Source organism: Streptomyces sp. NPDC102462, from assembly GCF_044765425.1.
In the GTDB taxonomy this organism is placed as follows: Bacteria; Actinomycetota; Actinomycetes; order Streptomycetales; family Streptomycetaceae; genus Streptomyces.
This window is the reverse complement of record NZ_JBIWKB010000028.1, coordinates 75,395-98,365: the sequence shown is the minus strand read 5'-3', so window position 1 is coordinate 98,365 and position 22,971 is coordinate 75,395. Positions and strand designations below refer to the sequence as shown.

General features: G+C 69.7%; 22 protein-coding genes and 1 pseudogene. 12 read left to right on the top strand and 11 right to left on the bottom strand.

Annotation, left to right across the window (positions count from 1 at the left end; translation table 11 throughout):
• Window positions 1-164: 164 nt before the first annotated feature.
• A complete protein-coding gene (locus ACIRFL_RS24040; protein WP_404031833.1) occupies window positions 165-551 on the bottom strand; it encodes a MerR family transcriptional regulator in 387 nt (128 codons plus the stop codon).
• Between the two features lie 188 nt (window positions 552-739).
• On the opposite strand from ACIRFL_RS24040, the gene ACIRFL_RS24035 reads away from it, so the two are divergent.
• The gene (locus ACIRFL_RS24035; protein ID WP_404031831.1) at window positions 740-1,657 is read left to right on the top strand and encodes an NmrA/HSCARG family protein; all 918 of its coding nucleotides are present in this window, start codon (window positions 740-742) and stop codon (window positions 1,655-1,657) included.
• A gap of 395 nt (window positions 1,658-2,052) precedes the next feature.
• Window positions 2,053-2,949, top strand: a complete 897-nt coding sequence (locus ACIRFL_RS24030; RefSeq protein ID WP_404031828.1) for a VOC family protein — start codon at window positions 2,053-2,055, stop codon at window positions 2,947-2,949.
• 204 nt (window positions 2,950-3,153) lie between these two features.
• Here ACIRFL_RS24030 and ACIRFL_RS24025 read toward each other — a convergent pair whose 3' ends face one another.
• The gene (locus ACIRFL_RS24025; protein WP_404031825.1) at window positions 3,154-3,642 is read right to left on the bottom strand and encodes a hypothetical protein; all 489 of its coding nucleotides are present in this window, start codon (window positions 3,640-3,642) and stop codon (window positions 3,154-3,156) included.
• 498 nt (window positions 3,643-4,140) lie between these two features.
• Here ACIRFL_RS24025 and ACIRFL_RS24020 point away from each other — a divergent pair, with 498 nt between their 5' ends.
• Together ACIRFL_RS24020 and ACIRFL_RS24015 are read left to right on the top strand one after the other, a co-directional pair.
• Window positions 4,141-5,346 (top strand): glycosyltransferase, encoded by a 1,206-nt coding sequence (locus ACIRFL_RS24020; RefSeq protein WP_404031822.1) that lies wholly within the window; start codon window positions 4,141-4,143, stop codon window positions 5,344-5,346.
• Between the two features lie 149 nt (window positions 5,347-5,495).
• Window positions 5,496-5,858 carry a signal peptidase I gene (locus tag ACIRFL_RS24015; RefSeq protein ID WP_404031891.1) on the top strand — a complete coding sequence of 121 codons (363 nt, stop codon included), beginning with the start codon at window positions 5,496-5,498 and terminating at the stop codon, window positions 5,856-5,858.
• Window positions 5,859-6,259: 401 nt separating this feature from the next.
• Here the strand turns inward: ACIRFL_RS24015 and ACIRFL_RS24010 are convergent, their stop codons facing one another.
• Complete coding sequence (locus ACIRFL_RS24010) at window positions 6,260-6,937, bottom strand: response regulator (RefSeq protein ID WP_404031819.1); 678 nt, start codon at window positions 6,935-6,937, stop codon at window positions 6,260-6,262.
• Window positions 6,938-8,125 (bottom strand): sensor histidine kinase, encoded by a 1,188-nt coding sequence (locus tag ACIRFL_RS24005; protein WP_404031816.1) that lies wholly within the window; start codon window positions 8,123-8,125, stop codon window positions 6,938-6,940.
• Between the two features lie 189 nt (window positions 8,126-8,314).
• On the opposite strand from ACIRFL_RS24005, the gene ACIRFL_RS24000 reads away from it, so the two are divergent.
• Window positions 8,315-8,590: a hypothetical protein gene (locus ACIRFL_RS24000; RefSeq protein ID WP_404031814.1), complete on the top strand. Its 276-nt coding sequence runs from the start codon at window positions 8,315-8,317 to the stop codon at window positions 8,588-8,590.
• Between the two features lie 119 nt (window positions 8,591-8,709).
• Entirely contained in the window at window positions 8,710-10,161 is a 1,452-nt protein-coding gene (locus tag ACIRFL_RS23995; RefSeq protein WP_404031811.1) for an alpha/beta hydrolase, read from the top strand.
• 79 nt (window positions 10,162-10,240) lie between these two features.
• On the opposite strand, the gene ACIRFL_RS23990 is transcribed toward ACIRFL_RS23995, so the two are convergent.
• Window positions 10,241-10,924, bottom strand: coding sequence for an NADPH-dependent F420 reductase (locus ACIRFL_RS23990; RefSeq protein WP_404031809.1), 684 nt, complete (start codon window positions 10,922-10,924; stop codon window positions 10,241-10,243).
• Window positions 10,925-10,998: 74 nt separating this feature from the next.
• Between ACIRFL_RS23990 and ACIRFL_RS23985 the strand changes: the two genes are divergently transcribed.
• A complete protein-coding gene (locus ACIRFL_RS23985) occupies window positions 10,999-11,415 on the top strand; it encodes a winged helix-turn-helix transcriptional regulator (RefSeq protein WP_404031806.1) in 417 nt (138 codons plus the stop codon).
• On the opposite strand, the gene ACIRFL_RS23980 is transcribed toward ACIRFL_RS23985, so the two are convergent.
• The 5 genes and pseudogenes from ACIRFL_RS23980 to ACIRFL_RS23960 all read right to left on the bottom strand — a co-directional run bounded on the left by ACIRFL_RS23980 (window position 11,360) and on the right by ACIRFL_RS23960 (window position 16,984).
• Window positions 11,360-14,092, bottom strand: coding sequence for an AAA family ATPase (locus ACIRFL_RS23980; RefSeq protein ID WP_404031804.1), 2,733 nt, complete (start codon window positions 14,090-14,092; stop codon window positions 11,360-11,362). The two genes, ACIRFL_RS23985 and ACIRFL_RS23980, sit on opposite strands and share 56 nt — an antisense overlap.
• A gap of 97 nt (window positions 14,093-14,189) precedes the next feature.
• The gene (locus ACIRFL_RS23975) at window positions 14,190-14,330 is read right to left on the bottom strand and encodes a hypothetical protein (RefSeq protein ID WP_404031802.1); all 141 of its coding nucleotides are present in this window, start codon (window positions 14,328-14,330) and stop codon (window positions 14,190-14,192) included.
• Between the two features lie 119 nt (window positions 14,331-14,449).
• Window positions 14,450-14,782, bottom strand: a pseudogene (locus ACIRFL_RS23970) (TetR/AcrR family transcriptional regulator); the annotation flags it as partial.
• 475 nt (window positions 14,783-15,257) lie between these two features.
• Entirely contained in the window at window positions 15,258-15,860 is a 603-nt protein-coding gene (locus tag ACIRFL_RS23965; protein WP_404031800.1) for a response regulator, read from the bottom strand.
• Window positions 15,857-16,984 carry a sensor histidine kinase gene (locus ACIRFL_RS23960; protein WP_404031797.1) on the bottom strand — a complete coding sequence of 376 codons (1,128 nt, stop codon included), beginning with the start codon at window positions 16,982-16,984 and terminating at the stop codon, window positions 15,857-15,859. The genes ACIRFL_RS23965 and ACIRFL_RS23960 overlap by 4 nt, the downstream gene beginning before the upstream one ends.
• A gap of 134 nt (window positions 16,985-17,118) precedes the next feature.
• Here ACIRFL_RS23960 and ACIRFL_RS23955 point away from each other — a divergent pair, with 134 nt between their 5' ends.
• The 5 genes from ACIRFL_RS23955 to ACIRFL_RS23935 all read left to right on the top strand — a co-directional run bounded on the left by ACIRFL_RS23955 (window position 17,119) and on the right by ACIRFL_RS23935 (window position 20,902).
• The gene (locus ACIRFL_RS23955; protein WP_404031795.1) at window positions 17,119-18,000 is read left to right on the top strand and encodes an ABC transporter ATP-binding protein; all 882 of its coding nucleotides are present in this window, start codon (window positions 17,119-17,121) and stop codon (window positions 17,998-18,000) included.
• 42 nt (window positions 18,001-18,042) lie between these two features.
• Window positions 18,043-18,756 carry an ABC transporter permease gene (locus ACIRFL_RS23950; protein WP_404031793.1) on the top strand — a complete coding sequence of 238 codons (714 nt, stop codon included), beginning with the start codon at window positions 18,043-18,045 and terminating at the stop codon, window positions 18,754-18,756.
• Window positions 18,757-18,883: 127 nt separating this feature from the next.
• Window positions 18,884-19,657 (top strand): SDR family oxidoreductase, encoded by a 774-nt coding sequence (locus ACIRFL_RS23945; protein WP_404031790.1) that lies wholly within the window; start codon window positions 18,884-18,886, stop codon window positions 19,655-19,657.
• A 32-nt stretch (window positions 19,658-19,689) separates the two neighbouring features.
• The gene (locus ACIRFL_RS23940; protein WP_404031787.1) at window positions 19,690-20,010 is read left to right on the top strand and encodes a nuclear transport factor 2 family protein; all 321 of its coding nucleotides are present in this window, start codon (window positions 19,690-19,692) and stop codon (window positions 20,008-20,010) included.
• 46 nt (window positions 20,011-20,056) lie between these two features.
• A complete protein-coding gene (locus ACIRFL_RS23935; protein ID WP_404031784.1) occupies window positions 20,057-20,902 on the top strand; it encodes a MerR family transcriptional regulator in 846 nt (281 codons plus the stop codon).
• Window positions 20,903-20,914: 12 nt separating this feature from the next.
• On the opposite strand, the gene ACIRFL_RS23930 is transcribed toward ACIRFL_RS23935, so the two are convergent.
• Complete coding sequence (locus ACIRFL_RS23930) at window positions 20,915-22,909, bottom strand: alpha-hydroxy-acid oxidizing protein (RefSeq protein ID WP_404031781.1); 1,995 nt, start codon at window positions 22,907-22,909, stop codon at window positions 20,915-20,917.
• Window positions 22,910-22,971: the final 62 nt, after the last annotated feature.

Genomic DNA, 22,971 nt, shown 5'->3' with positions numbered 1-22,971 from the left:
GACTCGCCGACGACGCCGCCGAGGTGACCGCCAGCCAACTACGCTAAGGAGTCGGGGGCTTGATGCACCGTTGAGTTTCTGATCAACAAGGGAAGTGGTCGCTTCGCCCACGCCCCTGGCGACGCCGACGTGTCAACTGCCCACTCGGGCCGCCGTCCCCTGCTTCAGGATGAACTTCCCGTTCCGTCATGATGGCGCGCCTCGGTGAGGCAGTCGTGCAGCCGCCTGCGCGCGTCCCGCAGGTCCGTCAACTGCCGGTCGAGGCGGTCGCGTTCGGCCGCGAGCAGCTCCAGCAGTTCCGGTGACGCCCCACCGGAGTCGGCGAACGGCAGCACCTTGCGAATGGTTCTGCTGGTCAAGCCCATGGAGTAGAGCTGTCGGAGCAACCTGACCCGTTCGACGGCATCGTCCGGATACCGGCGCTGGCCACCGGGATTTCGGGAGGATCGGAGCAAGTCCTGCTGCTCGTAGTAGCGCAGCGCCCTGACGCTTACGCCCGCCTTCGCGGCGACCTCGCCGATCCGCATCGCGACCTCCCGACTCGACTCCACGTCCCGCTTGCACCTGACGTAAGCGTCAGGTTTTAGCGTAGCGGACACCGGTACGAACCATCCCGTCCGAGTTCCGGAGCACGCCTGTGACCAGCACGTCTCCGAACTGACCTCGCAAGACCTCAGGAAGGATCAGCAATGTTCATCAAGAACACGGTCGTGATCGCCGAGAGTGCAGCGTGGCCGGCGTGACCAACATCAACAAAACCGTGGTCGTGCTGGGCGCTACGGGGCAGCAGGGAGGATCGGTCGCCGCGGCGCTGCGGGCCGACGGCTGGGGGGTGCGCGCGGTCGTGCGGGACCCGTCCGGCGACCGGGCCCGGTCCCTGTCCGCCGTCGGCGTGGAAACCGTGCGCGGTGACCTCGGTGATTCGGACTCGCTTCGCGCGGCCTTCTCCGGCGCCCATGGCGTCTTCAGTGTCCAGCCGAACTCCGGCCAGGCCGGCGCCGACGTGACCAACGAGGACGAGGTCCGCTTCGGCGCGGCCGTGGCCGAGATCGCCGAGCACTGCGGCGTCGCCCACCTCGTCTACAGTTCGGCGGTCACCGCTGGTTCGACAACGGGCGTCGCCCATCTCGACACCAAGAGCCGTATCGAGGCCCATGTCAGGAACCTGGACATCGCCGGCACCATCATTCGGCCGGCCACGTTCATGGAACTCCTCGTGACCCCCGGAACGGGCCTCGACCGGGGACATCTGTCCTTCCTGATGCGCCCCGACCAGGCCATGCAGTTCATCGCCGTACGCGATATCGGCCGCATCGTCGCCGCGGTCTTCGGCTCACCCGATCGCTACGCCGGCCGCACCATGGAGCTTGCCGGTGACGCTCTCACCGGCAATGACCTGGCCGAGCACCTGACCCAGGCCGCTGGTCGGACGATCAGCTACAGCCGCCTGCCGACGACGCTGTCGGCACAGGACGAGGTCATCGGCACATTGAAAGCACTCGTGGACGACGGCAGGCTGGCGGGAAACGCGAACCTCGACGCGTTGCGCGCGGAGTTCCCCTTCCTGCTGCGCTTCGACCGCTGGCTGGCGGGCCCTGGCGCGGGCCCCCTCGCTCAGGCGCTCCGTGCCTCGGACACGGGCATCGCCCTGCGCTGACGAGGCTTTTCCGGGTGGGCTCGGCCGTAGTGGGCGGACGGTGGCCGTCCGCCCGGTTGGCCGCGACGGCCTCGGCGGCGTCCTGCGACCAGTCGGCCAGGCCGATCGCGTCAGCCACTGGATCCCGGAATCCGAGCGCCGCCGACACCTCCTGGACGATACGTAAAGAACCGTGGACTCTGGATCATGGATAGGTGTCCCCGATCTCCCGCAACATTGATGTCGAACGGATCGGCATGGAGCGAGAGTTGGAGACACCGCGGGGCAGCCTTGGCCCGGCGGACTGAAGACATTTCCCGGTAGGCCCGACCGGAATCGGTGCCAGTGCATCGACCGCATATTTGGGAGTTTTACCTATGTTTGTCCGCTCTGCGGCTTTCACGTTCACTGGTGCTTTGACGCTGCTCGCCGGAGCCGCCGCGCCCGCGCCCGCGCCCGTGGCCCATCCCGTGCACAAGCCTGCTGACGCCTCGCAGGCGCAGCCGGTTTCCTACGGACCGCAGTACGCGGCGGCCCATGTCTACCTTGAACCCGGGACCATGCCCGCCTTCGTCCGCAGCTGGGAAGCCACGTTCGGCGGGTCCCACTACGACTTCGTGGACGATGTGAATGTGACGCCCACGCCCAGCAAGGCACTGTCGACCTTCATCACCTCCCCGGTCGGGCACTTGAGCGTCTTCGACTACCACACCCCCAAGCCGCACCCCTTCGGCGAGGAACGGACGGGATGGGGCGTCACGGACGTCGACAAGGCAGTGAAGGCAGCGCAGCGCAGCGGGGCATACGAACTGGTCGCGCCGTTCGACGACCCCGTGGGGCGGGACGCTGTCATCCAGTTCCCCGGCGGACTCAACACTCAGCTGTGGCTGAACTTCACCTCGCCCACGCTGCCCGAGCTGACCACCACGCCGGAGAACCGCGTGTACATCACCGCAGGCACCCTTCGCCCCTTCCTCTCCTCTTACCTGCAGTTCACCCACGGCCGGATCGTGAAGGACGAGAAAAGGGCCGACGCCGCCGAGGTGGGGGAGCCGAACCAGGTCATGCACCGGATCAGCATCACCTCCCAGTTCGGGAAGACCGTGGTGTTCGTCACCGATGGGCACCTGCCGCACCCCTACGGTGAGGAGTCCATCGGCTACGAGGTCGCCGACCTGGACAACGCCATCGCGAAGGCGAAGGCGACCGGCGCCGATGTCCTCGCAAAACCGCACACCGCGAACGGACGCACCAGCGCCGTCGTGCGCTTCCCCGGCGGCTACGTTGCCGAAGTCCACCAGAACGTCTCCTGAACATCCCTCACCCTGCCGCCTGGCCACCGGAGTTGCTTCGATGGCCCCCGGCCGGCGTGAGGATCACAACGCCCAGGCGGACAGGTCGGACGCGGCTTGGACGAGAGGATTCCGGTCCGGGCGCCCCGAGCCGCCGACGGGCGTCGAAAGTCGTTCAGTGCGGCGGCCCCGCCTGTGAAGGCGGTCCCTCCGGCGGAGAGGAAGTCAGCCCACGGGGAAGTTGTAGTTGACGATCCCCTCCACCATGAGAGCGACCGCACCGGCCAACGGGTTGGCGGTTCCTGCGCCCACGACGTTGGGCAGCTTGTGCGCCTCGCTCTCGGCGACGGCCACCATGCCCCAGAACGCGTTGAAGCCCGAGGGATCCGTCGGCTTGTCGGTGGCCGCCCCCACGGTCAGGACGCCCCCCGCCTCAGTGACGGCCAACGCGCCCATCTGCCGGAGCGTGTCGTGATCCCGCTCCTCGGCGGCCACCACGATCCAGCCCGCCACCTCCACCTGCCGTAAGGCGTCAAGGAGCGTGCCAGGCGTGTCCGCCCCCGAGACAACGATGTCGGGCAGGACGAGGGCCACCGGCCCCTGTGTCATCGGCAGGGCGGACCGGATCGCCCCGTCGAGACCAGGTCCGAACGACTCGTCCTGGTAGACGAAGACCATCTGGAAGGTGTCGGCATAGCGAGCGAGGTAACTCACCGTGTCCAGCTTGTGTGTTCCGAACACCCACGACCAGGCGCACACTGAGTCCGCTCTTGGCAAGCTCGACGACGGCTTCCAGGCTGCGGTCCAACACGGTGACCCCGGGAGCCAGACAGTGCAACTCCTTCGGGTAGGGCGCCCCGAAACGGGTTCCGTATCCAGCGCAGGGCAGGATGACTGAGACATCAGGTACGGGTGTGGATGAACTCGGCATCGAGTGGCACTCCGGTCGTGTGGACGATAGGGGAACTTGCACACCTCGCCGAGCACAGACTGCCCAGAGCCGGCCGATGCCGAACCTCCGGCTCCACGTGCGCCCGAAGGCACAAGTCCGCTGCGAAACAGTCGAGTTGAGCGACGCAACCAAGCATGATGGTGCGAGACGACCATCGCTCGCCCTGGCCGCCACGCGGCCTACACTGCTGCCGGTCATTTCCGACGACCACCGAGACGACGACTGAAACGCATGGAAGACCCCACGAGGGAGGACACCGAATGCGGGTGCTGTTGTCCACATACGGGACACGTGGCGACGTCGAACCGCTAGTGGCACTCGCCGTGCGGCTACGGGCGCTCGGCGCGGAAGTGCGGATGTGCGCTCCGCCGGACGAGGAGTTCGCCGATCGGCTCGCGGGTATCGGTGTGCAACTGGTGCCGGTCGGGCCATCTGTCAGGGAGTTGATGCGCGGGAAGACCCTGCCCTCGGCGAAGGACCTGGCCCGCTACAGGAACGAGTTGGTCGAGACACAGTTCGACGCCTTCCCCGCGGCGTTCGACGGATGTGACGTGGTGGTGGCGGCAGGCCTGGGGCAGGTCGCCGCGCGATCCGTGGCCGAGGCCGCGGGCATCTCCTACGTGTACGTGAGCTATGCGGCGGTCCATCTGCCGTCGCCGTACCACGCGCCACCACCGCGGCCGGGCTGGCCGGAGCCCGAGGCCGCCGACAACCGGACACTGTGGGAGTCGGATGCCCAGAACGTCGACGCGCAGTTCGGCGAGGCACTCAACAGCCACCGGGCAGCGCTCGGTCTGCCGCTGGTGGACAACGTGCGCGACCACATCCTCACCGAACGTCCGTGGCTGGCGGCGGACCCGGTCCTGGGGTCGTGGCGGGAGACGCCCGGCCTCGACGTCGTACAGACAGGCGCATGGACGCTCGCGGACGAACGGCCCCTCCCGGCGGACTTGGCGGGGTTCCTGGACGCGGGCACCCCACCGGTCTATGTCGGCTTCGGCAGCATGTTCCCGGCCGAAGGCATCGGAGGCATGACCGTCGAGGCGATCCGTGCTCAGGGGCACCGCGTGCTCGTGTCCCGCGGTTGGGCGGACCTGGATCTCGTGGACGACGGGGACGACTGCTTCGCCATCGGCGAGGTCAGCCATCAGAACCTGTTCGGCAAGGTGGCCGCCGTGGTCCACCACGGGGGTGCGGGTACGACGCTGACGGCGGCCCGCGCGGGTGTGCCGCAAGTGGTGATCCCTCTCCAACTGTCGGACAACCCTTACTGGGCCGGCCGGGTGGCGGCACTGGGCCTCGGTGCGGCCCTCGACGCACCGACCACGACCGTCGAATCTCTGGGCATCGCGCTCAAGGCAGCCCTGTCAGCCGAGACCCGGGCGCGTGCGAAGTCCCTGGCCAGCCGGCTCCGCACCGACGGAGCGGAGGTGGCCGCGCGTCGGTTGGTCGATGAGTCCCGCTGAAGGACGCTGGACCGTACTGCTCGGACCGATCCGGCCGGAGGAGCCCTGGGCGGGGCGAACCCGTCCGGGGCTTCGGCAAGTGGCCACCGTGGCCCTGCGATTGCTCGTGCCGCGTCTGAACCGCCCCTCGGTTGCTAGCGTTCGAGATCATGGATGACGGCGTGTACATGGGCAATGCGGGCAAGGACGCGACAGTGAACCGGGGGTGGCTGCTCGGGCACTTCATGGAGCAGGGCGATCTCCGCCACAGTGACGCGGTCGAGGTGAAATGGGGTGTTCATCCACGAGGTGAGCAACGAGCACAGTGGGTGCGGGGCGAGGTGCGGACAGCTCTGCTGGTTCTCATCACCGGACGCTTCCGTATGGAGTTCCCCGGCCGCAGCGTGCTGCTGGAGCGGCAGGGCGACTACGTCGTCTGGGGCCAGGGGGTGGACCACTCCTGGTGCGCCGAGGACGACTCCGTGGTCATGACCTTGCGATGGCCTTCTGTCTCTGGGTACGCCGTCCCCTGATGCCGCATGCCGAGCGTAGCGTCTGCGGGCTGGAGGCTGACCTGGTAGGCGGTTGAGCCGGCTGACCAGGCGGCGGGTGGCGCGGGTCTTGCCGGTGCGTTCGAGGAAGTGGTCGCCACCGAGGTCGGCGTACTCGATGTCGCGGGCGAACATGTGCCAGATCGAGACGAGGATGGAGTGCTGCAGGGCGACCAGCGCCCGTCGGCGGCCGCGGCGCCCGACCAGGCGCCGGTAGCGGGAGGCGAGGTGGCCGGACGAGGGGAAGCGGCTGATGTCCGCGCCGATCTCGGCGAGGACCACCTCGGCGGTGTGTGCGCTCACCCCGGGAATGGTGGCCGGCAGCTCGACCGGCCGCTGAAAAGGCCTGAGTCCGCTCAAGGTTCACCTCGTCGCGGGGGCCGTCATTCCTCCGCGTCGCGGACCAGGAGCGCGATCTGTACCCGGTTCTCGACCGCCAGCTTGGCGAACAGGTTGCTCGTGTGTGCCTTGACGGTCGCGATGCTGATGTGCAGCCTCCGGGCGATCTCCGGGTTGCCCAGCCCGTCCGCGATGGCCCGGGCGGTTTCGAGTTCTCGTTCGGTCAGCGTGGCCAGCTGTCTCCGTGCGGCTTCGCGGGTCGAGTCGCGAGCGTAGGAGGACCGTGGGCCGGTGGCCGCGGCGATCACCCGTGCCGTGGCCGTTGGAGACAGTACGGGGTTGCCCTCCGCGACGGTCCGCACCGCATCGAGAATCCGCGGCGGTGGGGTGTCTTTGAGGACGAACCCGAGTGCTCCTGCCTCCAGCGCGCCGAGCACCAGAGCATCGGAGTCGAACGTGGTCAGCATGAGCACCCGGGGTGGCACCCGGCGGGTGAGGATTTCCCGGGTCGCGCTGAGACCGTCACGGCCGGGCATCCGCACGTCCATCAGCACGACGTCCGGCCGCTGCTCGTCCACCACGGCGATCGCGGCGTCCCCGTCGGCGGCCTCCGCGACGACGGTCAGGTCCGGTTCGCCGTCGATGACAAGCCGCAGCACCACGCGCACCAGCTGGTCGTCGTCGACGATGACGACGCGCACCGGCTCCCGCTCGCTGTCCACTCAGGTTCTCTTTTCGTGCGTGGGGTTCGGCCAGGGTAGTCGTGCGGTGAGGATGTATCCGTTGTCGGGCGTGGGGTGATGGTCGAGTGTTCCGCCGGCGAGGCTGATTCGTTCGCCGAGGCCGAGCAGACCGAATCCCGATGCCGGCGGTCGCACGTTTCTTGTGATGGCTGGGGAGTTGCGGACACTGACCTCCAGTTTGTCGCCTTCTGTTCCTTCGAGGGTGATGTGTATGTGTGCGCCCGGGGCATGTTTGGCGGCGTTGGTCAGTCCTTCTTGGACGATCCGGTAGCAGGTTCGCCCTACGACGTCGGGCGGATCCGCCGTCAGACTGGTGGTGAGCGCGACGTCCAGTCCGGATGCGCGGGCGTCGGCCACCAGGCCGGGGATGCGGTCGAGGGAGGGCTGTGGTGGTTCCGGGCGGGTCGGGTCGGCCCGGAGCACACCGAGGACATCCCGTAGTTCCTCCAGGGCTTGATGGGAGCTGTCGGCGATGGAGCGGACCAGCATGCGGTTCTCCTCGGCTGTGAGGTCGCCGCGGTGGTCGAGCACCCCGGCCTGCATGGCGACCAGGGAGATCCGGTGCGCGAGCACGTCGTGCATCTCGCGCGCGATCCGGTTGCGTTCCAGGGCCCGTGCCTGCGCCGCTCGCGCGGTCTGTTCCCGTTCCGCGCTCTCCGCCCGGTCCCGCAGGGACCGCACTTCGGCACGCCGCGCGCCGATGGCCATGCCCACGGCCGCCGCGATGCCCGCGGTCAGTGCCGAGAACGCGAGCTGGACCCACCACGGGCTGGGCGGGCTCGGGCCCTGGACCGGGTGGAGACCGACGGCGAACTGTGACGCGGTCACGTAGGCCAGCCCGACGACCCCGATCTCCACCGGACGGCGACGGGTGGAGACCGAAGCCAGCGCCACGAGCGTGGCGCCGGTGGCGAGTGCCGACGCGGTCGACGCGATCGCGACCGTCATGGCGACGGCGAGCGGGAACCGCCGCCGCCACACGAGCGCCGTCAAGCAGCCGAGCGCCACCAGCGGATCACCGATCAGGAACCAGGAGCCCGTTTCGGCCGCCTGCCACTTCAGCAGCACACCGGTGGCGAGCCAGACCGGTATGCCCACTGCCGCGGCCGCTGCCAGCCGCCAGGCATGCGGCCACCATCCTCGCCATGGTGCGACGTCCGTGTCCACCTGGCCATTATCGCGACACCGTATGTCCGGTGAGTCGGGCCGAAGGATGATACGCCCTGGACCAAAGTCGAATGACCGTCTCGCCTGTGGTCGAAGGCCCTTCGAGCCGTCGGGCTGATGTCGTGGCCGCGCCGCACGGACAGACTCGTTCACGTGCCGAGACAACCGGACACGAGACGGAGAAGCGCGATGCGCAAGGGTGGCTTCGGAACCCTTGAGGCCGTGGGGATGGTGATCACGGCCCTGGCCGCCCCAGCGGTGATCCGCGGCCTGCTCAACCGGGACTCCGAGCTGCTGTGGGGCATCTTCGACTGGGTCCCGGGCGGCCTTGCCGGCCGGATGACTCTTCTCGGATCCATCGCGCTCGTCGCGATGGTGCTCGGTGGCTGGGCACACACCCACCGGGAACCGGACGCCGGGCGGGCCGGTGATTCCGGAGAAATCCGCTGCCGAGAAACGGCCTGACGCAATCCGGCACGCGGCCAGGCCCTGTCCGCCGGCCGCCACGGGCCGGCCGGACCTGACGGCGGGCGTTCCGAGCCCTCGTTCCGGCGTCCCCATGCGCCCCTTCAGGAGGACATCAGATGCGCAGAACACTCGCCCTCGCCCTTGCCGCCACCGCGGCGGCGGTGACCGCGATTCCGGGAGTGTCGTCGGCGACGACCCCGGACACCGTGCGGTGGGGCCCGTGCCCGGAGGGCATCGCCTCGCCCCGTCTTGAGTGCTCGACGCTCGAAGTCCCCCTGGACTACCGGGATCCCGACGGCCGGCAGATCGAGATCGCGATCTCGCGACTGGCGAGCGAGAACCCCTCGCAGCGCCGCGGCGTGCTGCTGACCAACCCGGGCGGCCCCGGCGGTACGGGACTCGACTACCCGGCCCTTCTCGCCGGCGCAGGGCTGCCCCAGAAGGTGCTGGACTCCTACGACGTGATCGGCTTCGACCCGCGCGGCGTCGGCCGCAGCACGCCGGTGACCTGCGATCTGACACCGGAACAGCAGGCACGCCGCAACTTCCCGCCGTACGCGCACACCGCGGCCGATGTCGCGCGGGAGGCGAGGTACGCGCGGACCGTCGCCGAGCAGTGCGCCAGCTCGCGGACGGCGTGGATGCTGCCGCACACCACCACCGCGAACACCGCGCGCGACATGGACCGGATCCGGGTGGCGCTGGGTGAGCCGAAGCTCTCGTACCTCGGTCATTCGTACGGCACCTACCTCGGTGCGGTGTACGCGACGATGTTCCCCGAGCGCGGCGACCGGGTCGTGCTCGACAGCAGCCTGGGCCCGGGCGGTTACGACGTCACGGCCATGCGGTTGTTCGCGCGTGGAATGGAGGACCGGTTCCCGGACTTCGCGGCGTTCGCGGCCGCGCGTCCCGAGTACGGTCTGGGCACCACGCCGGAGCAGGTGACAGCGAAGTTCTTCGACCTCGCGAAGCGGTTGGAGGCGAAGCCGGTCCAGGGCATCGACGGGACGTTGTTCCGCGGGCTCACGTTCGAGTACCTCTACAGCGATGCGACCCTGCGCCTGCTGGCCGCCACCTGGCAAGCTCTTGAGAGGGACCGGCCTCTGCCCACACTGCCGTTGCCGGAGAACATAGAGAACAGCATGGCCTCCCGCTTTTCGGTGATATGCGGTGACACACGCTGGCCGGGGACGGTCCGGGACTATCAGCGCAACGTCGCGGTCGACCGGCTGAAGTACCCGATGCTGGGCGGGTCCACGGCCAGCATCGGACCGTGCGCGTTCTGGCCGGACAAGCGGGTCGAACCGCCGGTGCGCATCGGTGACCGGGGCCCGTCGAACGTGCTCATGGTGCAGAACGAACGCGACCCGGGGACACCGCTGGCCGGCGCCCGGAAGCTGCGGAACGCGTTCGGGGAGCGGGCCACGATGGTGACGGCCGACCAGGGCGGGCACGGCGTCTATCCGTTCGGCGCCAACACGTGCGCGAACGACACGGTGACGGCATTCCTGACCACTGGGCAACGCCCCCCGCAGGACCTCGCCTGCACGCCGGAGCCGACCAAGTAACGGAAACCGGGACACGTTCGAAGAGCGGCGGCGTCGCCGGACCGCGCGGCGGACCCAGCCCGGGGACGGGCGAGCACTCCTAACGAACAGTCTTTTCGGTGGTTTGTGGGTCCTCGTCTCTCGGTCCGGTGGCATAGGCCAGCGGGGGTGCGATGGCTTGGGCATCGGCTCCCTCGCCGATCCATAGCCCGATGAAGAGTGCCGCGGTCGCCTCCAGGAGTCCGGCTCGTTCGAGAGAGCCGCCGGCCACGGGTTCGCAGCCGACTTGCCGCACCAACTGGTGTACGAGGACGAGAGCCGTTTCGTCGTCTCCACAGACCGGAACGGCCAGTCGCCGCCCGTCAAAGATGGGCGGCGACATACGCCACACGTCCTCGTGGCAGAGATTGAACGCCTTGACCACATGGGTTCCCGGTGCCGCCGCGGCCAGTTGCTGTGCGGCCGAGAGGCCGCTCTGTGTCAGCAGCCGGAAGCCCGGACCAACCGGATTGGAGCAGTCGATCAGCACCTTGCCGTCCATGACCGCTCGTAGTTCCCGCACCACGCTCGTACCGGCGCCGAAGGGCAGCGCGGCCAGCACCACCTGACCGAACTCGGCCGCCGCATGCAGGCTGACAGGCTTCGCGCTGCCCCCGAGGCGCGTCGCGAGTCGCTCCGCCTTGTGCATGTCCCGTCCTCCGACGGCCACGTCGTGCCCGGCCCGGACCCAGTGGGTGGCGAGCGCGTCCGCCATGTTGCCCGTGCCCAGTACGCCGATTCTCATCACGCATTTCCTCCCACGACCTGCTTGGACCATTCGCAACGACGCTAGAGGGCCTGTCGGGCACCATGTGGTACGTGACGACCGACGCTTTCCTCGCCGACTGCCGTGCTCGCCTGGCCTTCGACCTCCTGTCCAACACCTGGAACGCCGTGGTGCTCTGGGCCTTGCGCGACGGTCCCAGACGTCCGGTCGAACTACGCGAGCAGATCGGGGGGATCAGCTCCAAGGTCCTCACCGAGACTCTGCGGCGCTTGCAGTCCAACGGGCTGGTGAACCGGCGGGCACACCCCGGAGCGCCACCGCGCGTTGACTACCAAATCACCGCCCTGGGACGGACTTTGTTGGCGCCCATCGACGCAGTCGGAGCGTGGGCCTTCGAGCATGGCGATGAGGTCATGGCAGCCCGGGAAGCCGAATGCACCGAGGCGGCTGGTGTTACGGGTTTTCCTCCATCCCGCGCAGAGCCGTCCGCAACTCGGCCCGGCCGTTGATGCCCAGCTTGCTGTAGCTCCTCGTCAGGTGGCTTTCGACCGTGCGTCGTGTGACCTGGAGGAGATGGGAGATCTCGGTGTTCGTGTGGCCCCGGGCGGCGAGTTCGGCGACGCGGCGCTCACTTCCCGTGAGGGATTCGGACCCTGTGAATGACGCCGAGGGACGGCGGACTCCCACGGTGCGCAGATCCCTCTCAACGTCGGTACGCAGACGCACCGAGCCCAGCCGCTCCGCATGACGGGCTGCCTCCTGATAGTGCTCGCGCGCCTGCGTCCGCCGGCCCGAGGCAGCCAGCTGCCGACCGTGACTGAGCAGTGCCGAGATCAGATCCCGGGTGTCGGGGGACTGCCGCAGGATACGTACGGCCTCCGCTCCCAGTTCGAGCCCGTCCCGTCCCGCGGTCGCGACGGCTACTGCGTGCAGCGCGCGTCCGACGGACCGAGGAGTGTTCCATGCCCGAGCCAGACGGAGCTCTTCCCGTGCCAGGGCCAGCGCCGCAGAGCGGTCTCCTCTGGCGAGCCGGCACATCGCCGCGGCCGTACGCCACGGCAGGAGAAACGGGCTCATGCCCGCGGCTGCCGAGAGTCGGCGGCCGCAGTCGAGGAAGTCGTGCAACGCCCCCGAAACGTCGCCCTGAGCTGCTCGCAGGACACCACTGGCGTACCGGAAGCGGCTCAGCTCCCACACGTCGCCCCCCGGGTCCAGATCCCCGTCCTGGACCAGCCGTCGCGCCTCCTCGAAGCACCCCAGTTCGGTGAGGGCCTGCAGCGCGAAGGAGCCCGGAGCGGAAGATCCCGGCCGCCGGTCCTGTGCATGGTCCGCGAGCAGCCCCTTGTAGTCCCCCCGGATGAGTGCGATCTCGGCCCGCACCGCGTGCAGTGCCTGTCCGGCAGGGTGCAGACGCATCCAGGAGGACGTCGCCAGTCCCCGCTCCGCGAGGCAGTCTGCCTCATCGAGTTCGTCCGCCCACAGGGCGACGGTGGCCGCGGCGCTCAGGAGGAAGGGCTCCGAGAGGTCGTCGGTGGGCTCGCCCAGTAAGGCGCGCATCTGCGTCATCGCCTTCTGGGCGGTGATCTCTCCGGCGAGAGCGGCATGGCGGACGAGCAGGGCCCGCCCGGCCGAAGGCGCCACGCAGTCACGCATGGCGTCCTTCAGCATCTTCCGGTGCCCCGCCCCCCGCGGGCTCTGATCACGGTCGGTCAACAGCAAAGTGGCGGCCTGTACGCTCCAGGCCGCCGCGGGATGCGTGCCGAGTTCTCGTTTCGTCTCGCGCAGCAGGTCCACGGCGTCCTGGATCTCACCCCGTTCGGTCAGCGCGGTGCCGAGCGCAATGGCGGTCCGGGCCCTGTCCTGCGGTGCGGCGGTCACGAGAAGCGCCTCGTGAAGCTGCTGGAGTCCTGCGGATGCGTTGCCGTGCCGGTACTCCAGGATCCCCAGTTCCTTCAGCAGCCGGTGGCGTGCCGTGTCGGAGTCCGTCTCCGTCAGCGCTCGGCGCAGATAGCGGATCGCGTCCTCGGGGCGGTCCCCACCGGTGGCGGTGCTCGCTGCGTCTTCCAGCGCCCGCAGAGCCCAGCCCTGGCGGACCGGGCCGCTGCGCAGCAGTTGGCGGGCGACTGCCTCCACGTGGTCGCCTCGGCGGAGCATCGTGTCGGCGAACGAGCCGCTGACCGCCTCCCGGCGTTCGCTCGGCCAGTCTCCCAGTACAGCGTCTCGGAGGAGAGGGTGTGCATAGCGCACGGAACCGTCCTCTCCTTCGCGAACCATGCGCAGGCGCCTCATGGCGGTGAGCCAGCCCAGGGTGCGTGCCGGGTCGGTGCCGCACGCCGCGGCGAGGAACCGGGCCAGTTCTCCTGCCGGCTCTCGCAGCCCGTCGTACTCCGCCACTGCCAGGGCCCGGGCCACTTGCCTGGTGACCGCTCCCGCGCTGTTCAACCACCAGCCGACGGCCGCCGGGTATGAGCCGGGATAGAGAGCGGCGGACATCTCGGGAAGGGGTGAGGAGGACTCGGCACCCACATCCTCCAGAAGGGCCTGGAGGAGAAGCGGGTTGCCCGCGCCGGCGCGCACGCAGTCCGCCACCCACGTGGCCGCGGCGGTGGGGGCGGCCGCGCGAACGAGTGCTGATGCGGCGGAGGCGGTGAGGGGACTGAGTGTGTGTGCGATCGCCACGGACGCCGGCAGCGCCCGGTTCAGGCTCGGCGGGGGGAGGGGGATGTCGTACTGACTGCGCTCGGTGACAACGAGGAGGATCCGTGCGGAATCGATGCGGCGGACCGTCTCCGTGAGCCAACTGCGCGATGCCGGGTCGGCGAACTGCACATCGTCCACGGCCAGCAGGACCGGAGATTCGTCGGTGATGGCGTGCAGTGCCTGCCGGAACTCCGCGCCATCCGGCTGTTCTGTCCGGTCGGGTTCCGCTCGGTGTGACATCGTGACGGAACCCATGAGGTGGGAGACGGTGCTGAGAGGCGGCGGTGTCTCCTCGGGTGAGCAGCGCACGCTCAGTACGCGGAACCCGCTGTCTTTCGCGTGCTCGATGGCGGCCTCCAGCAGAGCCGAGCGGCCTGTGCCCGAGGCACCGCGCAATACGACGAGACGGCCGTGGCCGCCGGCGGTCCTGCGTATCTCCGATGCGAGCAGGGCCAGCGCGTCGTCGCGTTCCAGTAGATGTCCCATTGCTTCGTGCCTTCGGTGGTGCCGATCGCCACTGACGGGAGTAGGGGGCGGGCGGTCGTGCGGGTGACCGACATCCCGCCTGAAGTGCAGCAGCAGTTCAGACGTGGTGGCCCGACGCCGCGCGCCGCCGCATGGGCTGCTGCGGGCGGCGCGTTCCGACGCCCACCCAGGTGAGGGGCTTCTCCTCGAACAGCACGTCGTGATCGGCGAGGTCGTGTCCGAAGAGAGGGAACGACATGGTGGGCTCCTGCGCAGGCCGCTCGGTGAGTGTCAATCATCCGCTGATTTAATTGATGTGTCAACCAATGGGGAAGTGGCGGTACTCCGACCGCGTCCGAAGTTGACCGCCCACCGCAGGTTCGTGACCAGGAACCTGATGCGGGCACGGCCGTAGGCCACCAGTCGTGCGGCCGGCATTGCGCCGGGGCCCAGGGGTGGGGGGCCGTAGTGGACTCGTTCCCGGAAGGCGCGCTCGTCGTCGTCCAGGAGGGCGTGGAAGATGCCGGCCCGGCTTCGGAAGCGGCGGAAGACGGTGCCTTTGCCCAAGCCCGCCCGTTCGGCCAGGCCGTCCATGGTCACCTGCTGCACGCCGGTCTCGGTGATCATCTCGCGGACCGTGTTCAGCAGGAGCTGTCGGTTGCGGGCTGCGTCGGCACGCTCGACGACCGTGGTGGTGGACGACTCGCGCATGGTGTGCCCTTCGTGGGGTGTGGGTCAGCGGGTCGAGGGGTGCCGGCGCGGTGTGACGACGGCGTTCGGCAGGCGGCCGGTGCGGAAAAGCGGCCGCCGGGAAAGTCCTGGCCCCGACGGCCTGTGCGAGTTCGGGTGCGTAGCGCTGTCCCTGGGGCGCGGCGCGACCCACGACCGGGTGCCGTGGACGATGGTGGTGTTCGGGGATGGAGACCGCCGGCTCACCGGGGGCTTCACGCGCCGGCAGGGCACCGGCCCGGGGTGCTCCGGTCGGCCGGTCGCCTTCGACGAACGCACCGCAGCGCTGCGGCACCGTGTTTCCACGTTGCTCACCGGGAGTACCTCCCACGCAAATCTGGTTGTCGTATCAACTATGGTGTCACGGGGGCGGGTCGATGGCCACAGCACCCGCACAGACACAGGTCACTTCGAGCCGGGCCCGAAGAGGCTCCGGCGTGACACTCGTCGAGTGTGGTCAAAGCCAGTCGTGTTCGCGGGCGTACCGCGCCGCTTCGTGCCGGGTCTGGGTCTGGGTCTTCCGCATCGCGTTGGAGAGGTAGTTGCGGACCGTGCCCTCGGCGAGATGGAGCTGACCGGCGATGTCGGCGGCGGAGTAGCCGTCGGACGTGGCACGCAGGACGTCGATCTCACGGTCGGTGAGGGGGCAGTCGTCGATGAGGGCGAGTGCGGAGACGTCCGGGTCGATCCAGCGCCGTCCCTCGTGCAGGGTCGCGATGACGGACGTGATGTGCGCCGGTTCGGCGGACTTGCTGACGAATCCCTGGACGCCGAGCTTCAGTGCCCGGCGCAGTACCCCGGGCCGGGCATGCCTGGTCAGCATCAGGATCACCTGGTCCGGCCGGACGCTGCGGATCGCCGAGACGGCGCCGAGCCCGTCGACGCCGGGCATCTCCAGGTCGATGACCAGCACGTCGGGCCGGTACCGCAGGGTGGCGCGGACGGCGTCCTCGCCGTCCTCGGCTTCGGCGAGGACGACGATGTCGCCCTCCAGCGGCAGCAGCGCCGCGAGCGCCTTGCGCAGCAGTGCCTCGTCGTCGGCGAGTACGACGGTGGTCATCGCGCCTCCTGTGCCTCGGGGCCGGACGACGGGAAGGCGGCGGCGGTCAGGAAACGCCCGTTCTTCTGCTCCACTGTGAGCTTGCCCCCGTTGTCGGCCACGCGTTGTTCGAGGACGGCGAGACCGCTGAGTTCCGGGAGCGGCGTGTCCGGTGCGCCGTCGTTGGCGATGGTGATGCCGGACTCGGACAATGTGATCCGGACTTCCCGGGCCTGGGCGTGCCGCAGGATGTTGGTCGTTGTCTCGCGCAGGACTTGGCCGAGCAGTTCGCCCGAGCGCCTGTCCGTGTCCGCGACGCTGCAGATGTGTACCTCGATGCCGGCAGCCTCGAACAGGTTCTTCGCATTCTCCAGCTCAGCGGGGAGGGTGAGCCGCCGCTGCGCGTAGACGAGTTCCTTGGTCTGGGTGATGGTGTCGCCGACCAGCGAGTGGATCTCGCGCAGTTCCTGCTCCGCCCGGCCGGGGTCGCGGTGCACCAGCTTCTGCGCGAGGGCGACCTTGAGCTTCACCACGTGCAGGGTGTGACCCTGGATGTCGTGCAGGTCGCTGGCGAACCGCATACGCTCACGCACGACGGCCAGCTCCGCCTCATGCCGACGCGACTCCTCCAGGTCTTGGACCACGTCGTAGAACCGCTTGTTGGGGAACATCAGCCCCGTCACGATGGCGGTGACGCCCGCGGGGATGATGACATATGTGATCAGCACGTCGCGCGGGTCGTCGTCCGTCATCAGGAGGCGTGCCGCGCCGACGACGGCGACGTAGGCGACCAGGGCGACGGCGGCCGCGCCCCGATGGCGGCGCAGCCGCGACACGACCAACGGGCCCACGATGGACAGGCCGAAGATCGCCTTCCCGCTCCCGGCCACCAGTACACCGAAGAGCCAGACGCCCGCGGTGAGGAACAGGCACGCCGCGGCGGCCCGGGCCAGACTGCCGGCCGCCCAGGATACGAAGGCCACCAGTGCCGCGAGCACCCCCAGGCCCAGGACCACAGCGTCCGACCAGGACTCGGCGTCCAGCGCCACCAGGAGGACTCCACTGGTAGTGAGCACCGGGAGCAACATGATCAGGTTGAGCTGGCGTAGGCGTCCCTGTGTCATCGGCTCGGTAATGTCAGACATGGTTCAGCCAGTATCCGTGCGGAGCTTCGGGTGGGCCAGTGACACTGCGTCATGCATGCCTGCCAGGAATGTCATGGTGCGGACGTGATGCGGTGCCACTACCGAGAGCGCGTCACGGGCACTGGAATCGCGGCATGTCCACCGCAGCAGTCATCGAGGTCGAGAAGCTCAACGTCCGCTACGGCGATTTCCATGCCGTGAAGGATCTGTCGTTCCAGGTGCGGCGTGGCGAGTTCTACGCCTTGCTCGGCACGAACGGCGCAGGCAAGACCTCGACCCTCGAGGTCATCGAGGGACACCGGTCAGCCGAGTCGGGCACCGTCCGCGTCCTGGGACGAGGCCCGCGCGACCGCGCTGCTGTGCGCTCGCGGATGGGCATCATGCTGCAGGAGAGCGGCTTCTCTCCGGATCTCACAGTGAAGGAGTCGGTCCATCTGATCGGCACGCTGACCCGGCGGCGTGACGACGTCGACCGCGTTCTGGGCGTCGTGGGTCTGAGCCGCAAGGCGAGCACCAAGGTGTCGCAGCTCTCCGGCGGTGAGAAACGCCGTCTGGACTTCGCCACCGCCGTGTACGGCGGGCCCGAGCTGGTCATCTTGGACGAGCCGACGACCGGCCTGGACATCCAGTCCCGCGACGCGCTCTGGGCCGCCGTGGACAGGCTGCGCGACGAGGGATCCACGGTGGTGCTCACCACTCACTACCTGGAGGAGGCGCAGCAACGGGCCGATCGTATCGGGCTCATGCACCAGGGGACCTTCCACCGTGAGGGGACCGTCGTGGAGCTGACGCATACCCTGCCGTCGGTGATCACCTTCGCTCTCCCGGCCGGTGCTCCCGAGCCGCCGACGGGAGCTGTGCACGTGGACGGGGCCTTTCGCGTGGAGACCTTCAGCCTGCAGGAGGACCTCTACCGGCTGCTGGGCTGGGCTCACGACGCCGGGGTGGACTTCCGGGAACTGCAGGCCGGTCCGACCCGCCTCGACGATGTCTTCCGCGCCATCACCGGCGGCTGAACCCACCCACGATTCGCCGCGAAGGGACCCGACCCCATGCTCATGATCGCTCGCAGTGAGCTGATCCAGATCTTCCGGAACCGGCTGGTTCTGGTCACCGGCCTCATCGTGCCGGTCGCCGTCAGCGCGTTGTTCGTCTACCGGCACGAGATCTTCGAGGATCTGGCCGGCCTCGGCTACATCGCGGCGATCGTGATGTTCACCGTGATGGCCTTCGGGCTCTACACCACGGCCGTGACCACGCTGGCCTCGCGTCGGCAGAACCTCTTCCTCAAACGGCTGCGCTCCACCGCCGCCGGCGATGCCGGCATCCTCACCGGGCTGCTCCTGCCGGTCACGGTCATCGCGCTGGTCCAGGTGGCCACGATCCTGATCGTGCTGGGCGCGGTCGCCACCGAACCGGCCCAGATCCCGCTCCTCGCCGCTGCGGTCCTGGCCACGCTGGCCATGATGGTGGGCCTGGCACTCGCCACGGCGGGACTCACGAACTCGCCGGAGCATGCTCAGGTGACCACGCTGCCCATCAGCCTGACGGTGATCGCGGTTGCCAGCTGGGTAGGCATCACCGGAACCGAAGACCTCGCCCTGCTCAAGCGGCTGCTTCCCGGTGGCGCCGCCACCGAACTGGTCGTCAACGCCTGGGAGGGCAACGTACCCGTCGCGGACTCCCTGATCCTGCTGGTCCCCACACTGAGCTGGGTCGTCGTTGCCGTTGGGCTGGCGTCTCGCCTCTTTCGTTGGGAACCACGCCGATGAGATCGGCCGGGAGCCGCCGGCCCGCGGAAGCCGGCCGGCCCGCACGCACAGGGTGACGCCGCTCATCACCCTGTGGGCCCGGTCCTGGCTTGACTCTCTCCCCGTGGGAGGGTTCAGGGTCGCGGTCATGAGCAGCGATGATCTCGATGGACGGCTTGCCGTGGTGGCGGGCGGCAGCAAGGGGCTGGGGCTGGCGACGGCACACCGGCTCCGGGACGCAGGGGCGCGGGTCGTCACCGTGGCCCGTACGGCGTCGAAGACGGCCGACCCCCTTTTCGTGCCGGCCGACCTCAGCACCCCCGAGGGGGTCACGGCCGCGGCCGCGGCGGTGGCCGAGCGGTGCGGCGTACCGGACATCCTGGTGCATGTCGTGGGCGGCTCCCGCGCTCCCGCCGGCGGATACGCGGCCCTCGACGACCAGCGGTGGCAGGAGGAGCTTGCGCTCAACCTGCTCCCGGCGGTCCGGCTGGACCGGGCGCTGGTCCCCGACATGGCGGCCCGCGGGTCGGGCGCCGTCGTGCACGTGACCTCGATCCAGCGCCGTATGCCGCTGCACGACTCGACACTGGCGTACGCGGCGGCCAAGAGCGCCCTGGCCACCTACAGCAAGGGGCTCGCGAACGAGCTGGCGCCTGCCGGGGTCCGGGTCAATTCGGTCGCCCCCGGCTTCATCCGCACGGACGGCGCCGAGCATCTGCTGGCACGCCGGATGAGCGAGGGTGGCATCACCCGGCAGGCCGCGCTGGATGACCTGATGCAGGTGCTCGGGGGCATTCCGCTGGGCAGGCCCGCCGAGCCGGAAGAGGTCGCCGAGCTGATCGCCTTCCTGGCCTCGGACCGGGCGAGCGCGATCACCGGCGCCGAGTACGTCATCGACGGCGGCACCGTCCGCACCCTTTGAGCCCGCTCCCCACGACGACACAGGACAAGATCATGCAGAACATCCAGCGGTTCGCCGAGGAGTACTTCGCGGCGGCGACCGACACGGACCGCGAGCGCTGCTTCGCGCTCTTCGGCGACGACGTCGTCGTACACGACGACGGACGAAGCCACCGGGGGCTCGCGGCGGTGCGGCAGTGGCGCACCGCGGTCCCGCCGGTCCGTTACGACCTCCACGAGGTCACCGGCACGGCCGCCGCGTGTCAAGCTGTCGCAGAGGTCTCCGGCGACTTCCCCGGCAGCCCGGTCACCCTCCGCTTCACCTTCGAGCGCGACGCGCAGGGGAAGATCACCCGGCTGGACATCGCACCCTGAACCCCGGACCCGAGCCGGTCCGGACGCGCAGGACGAGGAGGGCGTCATGGCAGAGCGCTGGACGATCGGGGAGTTCTCCCGGATCACCCATCTGAGCATCCGTGCGCTGCGCCGCTACCACGAACAGGATCTCCTCATCCCCCAAGAGGTGGACCCGGCCACGGGCTACCGCTACTACACACCCGCACAGGTCCGGCCGGCGCTGACCATCAGGCGGCTGCGCGAGCTGGACCTCCCCCTGGCGGATCTCCGGCTCTTCCTCAAGGCGGAGGCCGCAGGCGGGGACGGCACGGACCGTGATGCGGCGCAACGGATCGTCGCCGCCCATCTGCGCCGGCTCGAAGACCGGCTCGGCCGCACCCAGCGCGCGGTCGAGGCCCTGCGGGAACTCCTCGACCCGCGGGCCGAGCGGACGGTGAGCCTGGAGGTCCTGCCGCCCCAGCGCGTCCTCGCCGTCGCTCTCGACGTCCCGCGGAAGAGCGATCTGAGCTGGTACGACGCCGCGATGCGCGACCTGGACGCGGCAGCCGGCCGGCGCCCCGTGCTCCCGCCGGGTGGCCGCTACGCGCACGAGCTGTTCACCGAGGGCCACGGCCGGGCCACCGTCTACCTCCCCGCCGAGACGCCGCTGCCTCCGGGCGCACCGGTCACCGTGAAAGAGCTACGGCTGCCCGAACGGACCGCCGCCGTCGCCACCCACATCGGTCCGCACGACGACCTCGACCTCACCTACAGCGCCGTCGGCTCCTTCGCCGCACACAACGACCTGCGCTCCCAGGACGTCGTCGAGGAGATCTATCTGGTCGGCCCACGGGACACCGCCCAGCCCGATCGCTGGCGCACCCTCGTCGCCTGGCTGATCGACCCCACCCCCGTCCGCCCACCGACGTAGGCACGGCACACCTCAGCCCCCTGCGGGGAGGGGGCCCGATGGTGCCAGTGTGTTCTCGTTGAGGTCAGCGACGGTGGTGCAGCCGGTCAGGGCCAGGGCCAGGTCGAACTCGGCCAGCAGGCAGCGCAGTACGTGCCGTACCCCGCTGCGTCCGCCCAGTGCGAGGCCGTACTGGTAGGGGCGGCCGAGCAGCACGGCGTCCGCGCCGAGGGCCAGCGCCTTGAGTACGTCGCTTCCGGTGCGCACGCCGGAGTCCATCAGCACCGGGACGGTGGGCCCGACGGCCGCACGGACGGCCGGCAGACAGTCCAGCGCGGCCATGGTGCCGTCGATCTGGCGCCCGCCGTGGTTGGAGACGATCACACCGTCCATGCCGTGGGCGAGGGCCAGCCGCGCGTCGTCGGGATGCAGGATGCCCTTGAGCAGGATCGGCAGCGCCGTCAGCTCGCGCAGCCAGGCAAGCCCGTCCCAGGTGAGGCCCGGGTTGGTGGAGATGGCCGCCCAGTGGGCCCGTACCGCCGCCGCGTCGGCGTCCGGGGGCAGAGCCGCACGGAAGGCCGGGTCGGTGGTGAAGTTGGCGAGCCCGGCGCCGTGCAGGAACGGCAGATAGCCGTGGTCCAGGTCCGCGGGCCGGTAGCCGAAGTGGGGGCTGTCGACGGTGAGGACCAGAGCGGAGTACCCGCCGGCTTCGGCGCGGCGCACCAGGGACTCGGCCACCTCGGGCTGCGACGGCCAGTACAGCTGGAACCACCGAGGCTGATCGCCCGCGGCCGACGCGACCTGCTCCATGCTGTGGCTGGAGAACGACGACAGGACGAAGGACACCCCTGTGTCGGTGGCGCCGCGCACCGCCGCGAGTTCGCCCCCGGGATGCACGATGCTCTGCGCGGCGACCGGCGCCAGCAGCACCGGCGCGGACAGGCGGTGACCGAGCAGGGACACCGTCAGATCGCGGTGCGTGACGCCGCGCAGCATCCGCGGCACGATGCGCCACCGGTCGAACGCCTCACGGTTGGCGCGCAGGGTGGCACCGGCGCCCGCGTCGCCCGCGACGTAGCCGTACGCGGTGGGTGTCATGACCGTGCGGGCCGCGTCCTGGAGCGTCGTGAGATCGGTGGGCGGCCGGGAGGCGCGACCGTCCGCACCGGCGAGGTAGATGTCGCGGACCAGGCCGGCCGGCGGCTCCGCGGGCCCCAGGGCCAGGCCCTCGTGGATGTGCCGGACGAGCAACGGGGCGATGCCGCCGGTGCGTTCGGTCAGCGCGAAGTGCCCGCCCGCGTGGACCTCCACGGTGTGCCCCGCGGTGGTGTGCCGGCCCCACTCCCGGACCTGCTCCAGCGTGTTCTTCGGATCCTCCTCCCCGAGCAGCACGGTGACGGGAACCGTGAGCGTGGTGTGCGGGTCGCAGTGGTAGCCGCGCAGCACGTTGTGGTCGGCGCGCAGCAGGCGCAGCACCTCGCGGCGGGAGCGCGGATTGCGCAGCAGTACGTCGGACACGCCGCCGAGGCGCCGCAGCCCGGCCACCACGGCGTTGTCGTCCAGGGCGTCGAGGTCGGGCTCCTGCCAGTCCTGCGCGGGCGGCCGGGCGGCGGACACGAACAGCCCCGCCACGCCGTCCCGCTCCTGAAGCAGCCGGGCCGTCTCGAAGGCCGCGATCGCCCCCAGGCTGTGGCCGAGCAGGAACAACGGGAGACCGGTGTACGGGGTCAGGGCGGCGGCCGCTCCGCGGGCGAGCGTGGCGATGTCCTCGGCGCAGGGTTCGCCGTCACGGTCCTGCCGGCCGGGGTACTGCACCGCGAGCAGTTCGATGTCGTCGGGCAGCGCGGCGGACAGTCTGCTGAACGCGGTGGCGGCGCCACCGGCGTGCGGGAAGCACGCCAGGCGGACGCGGGGGCGTTCCCTGCGGTGGTAGGTCCGCAGCCAGCGAGGCGTGCCGTCCTGTGGCGCCGACGGGCAGGCGGTGCGGGGCTCCGCGACAGGGGCGGGTGCGATGGTGCGCTCGGTCATGTCCTCGGTATCCCGTCATGGGTGGTGGAAAGCGGTGGAACGGATCGATGCGGAAACGGGGC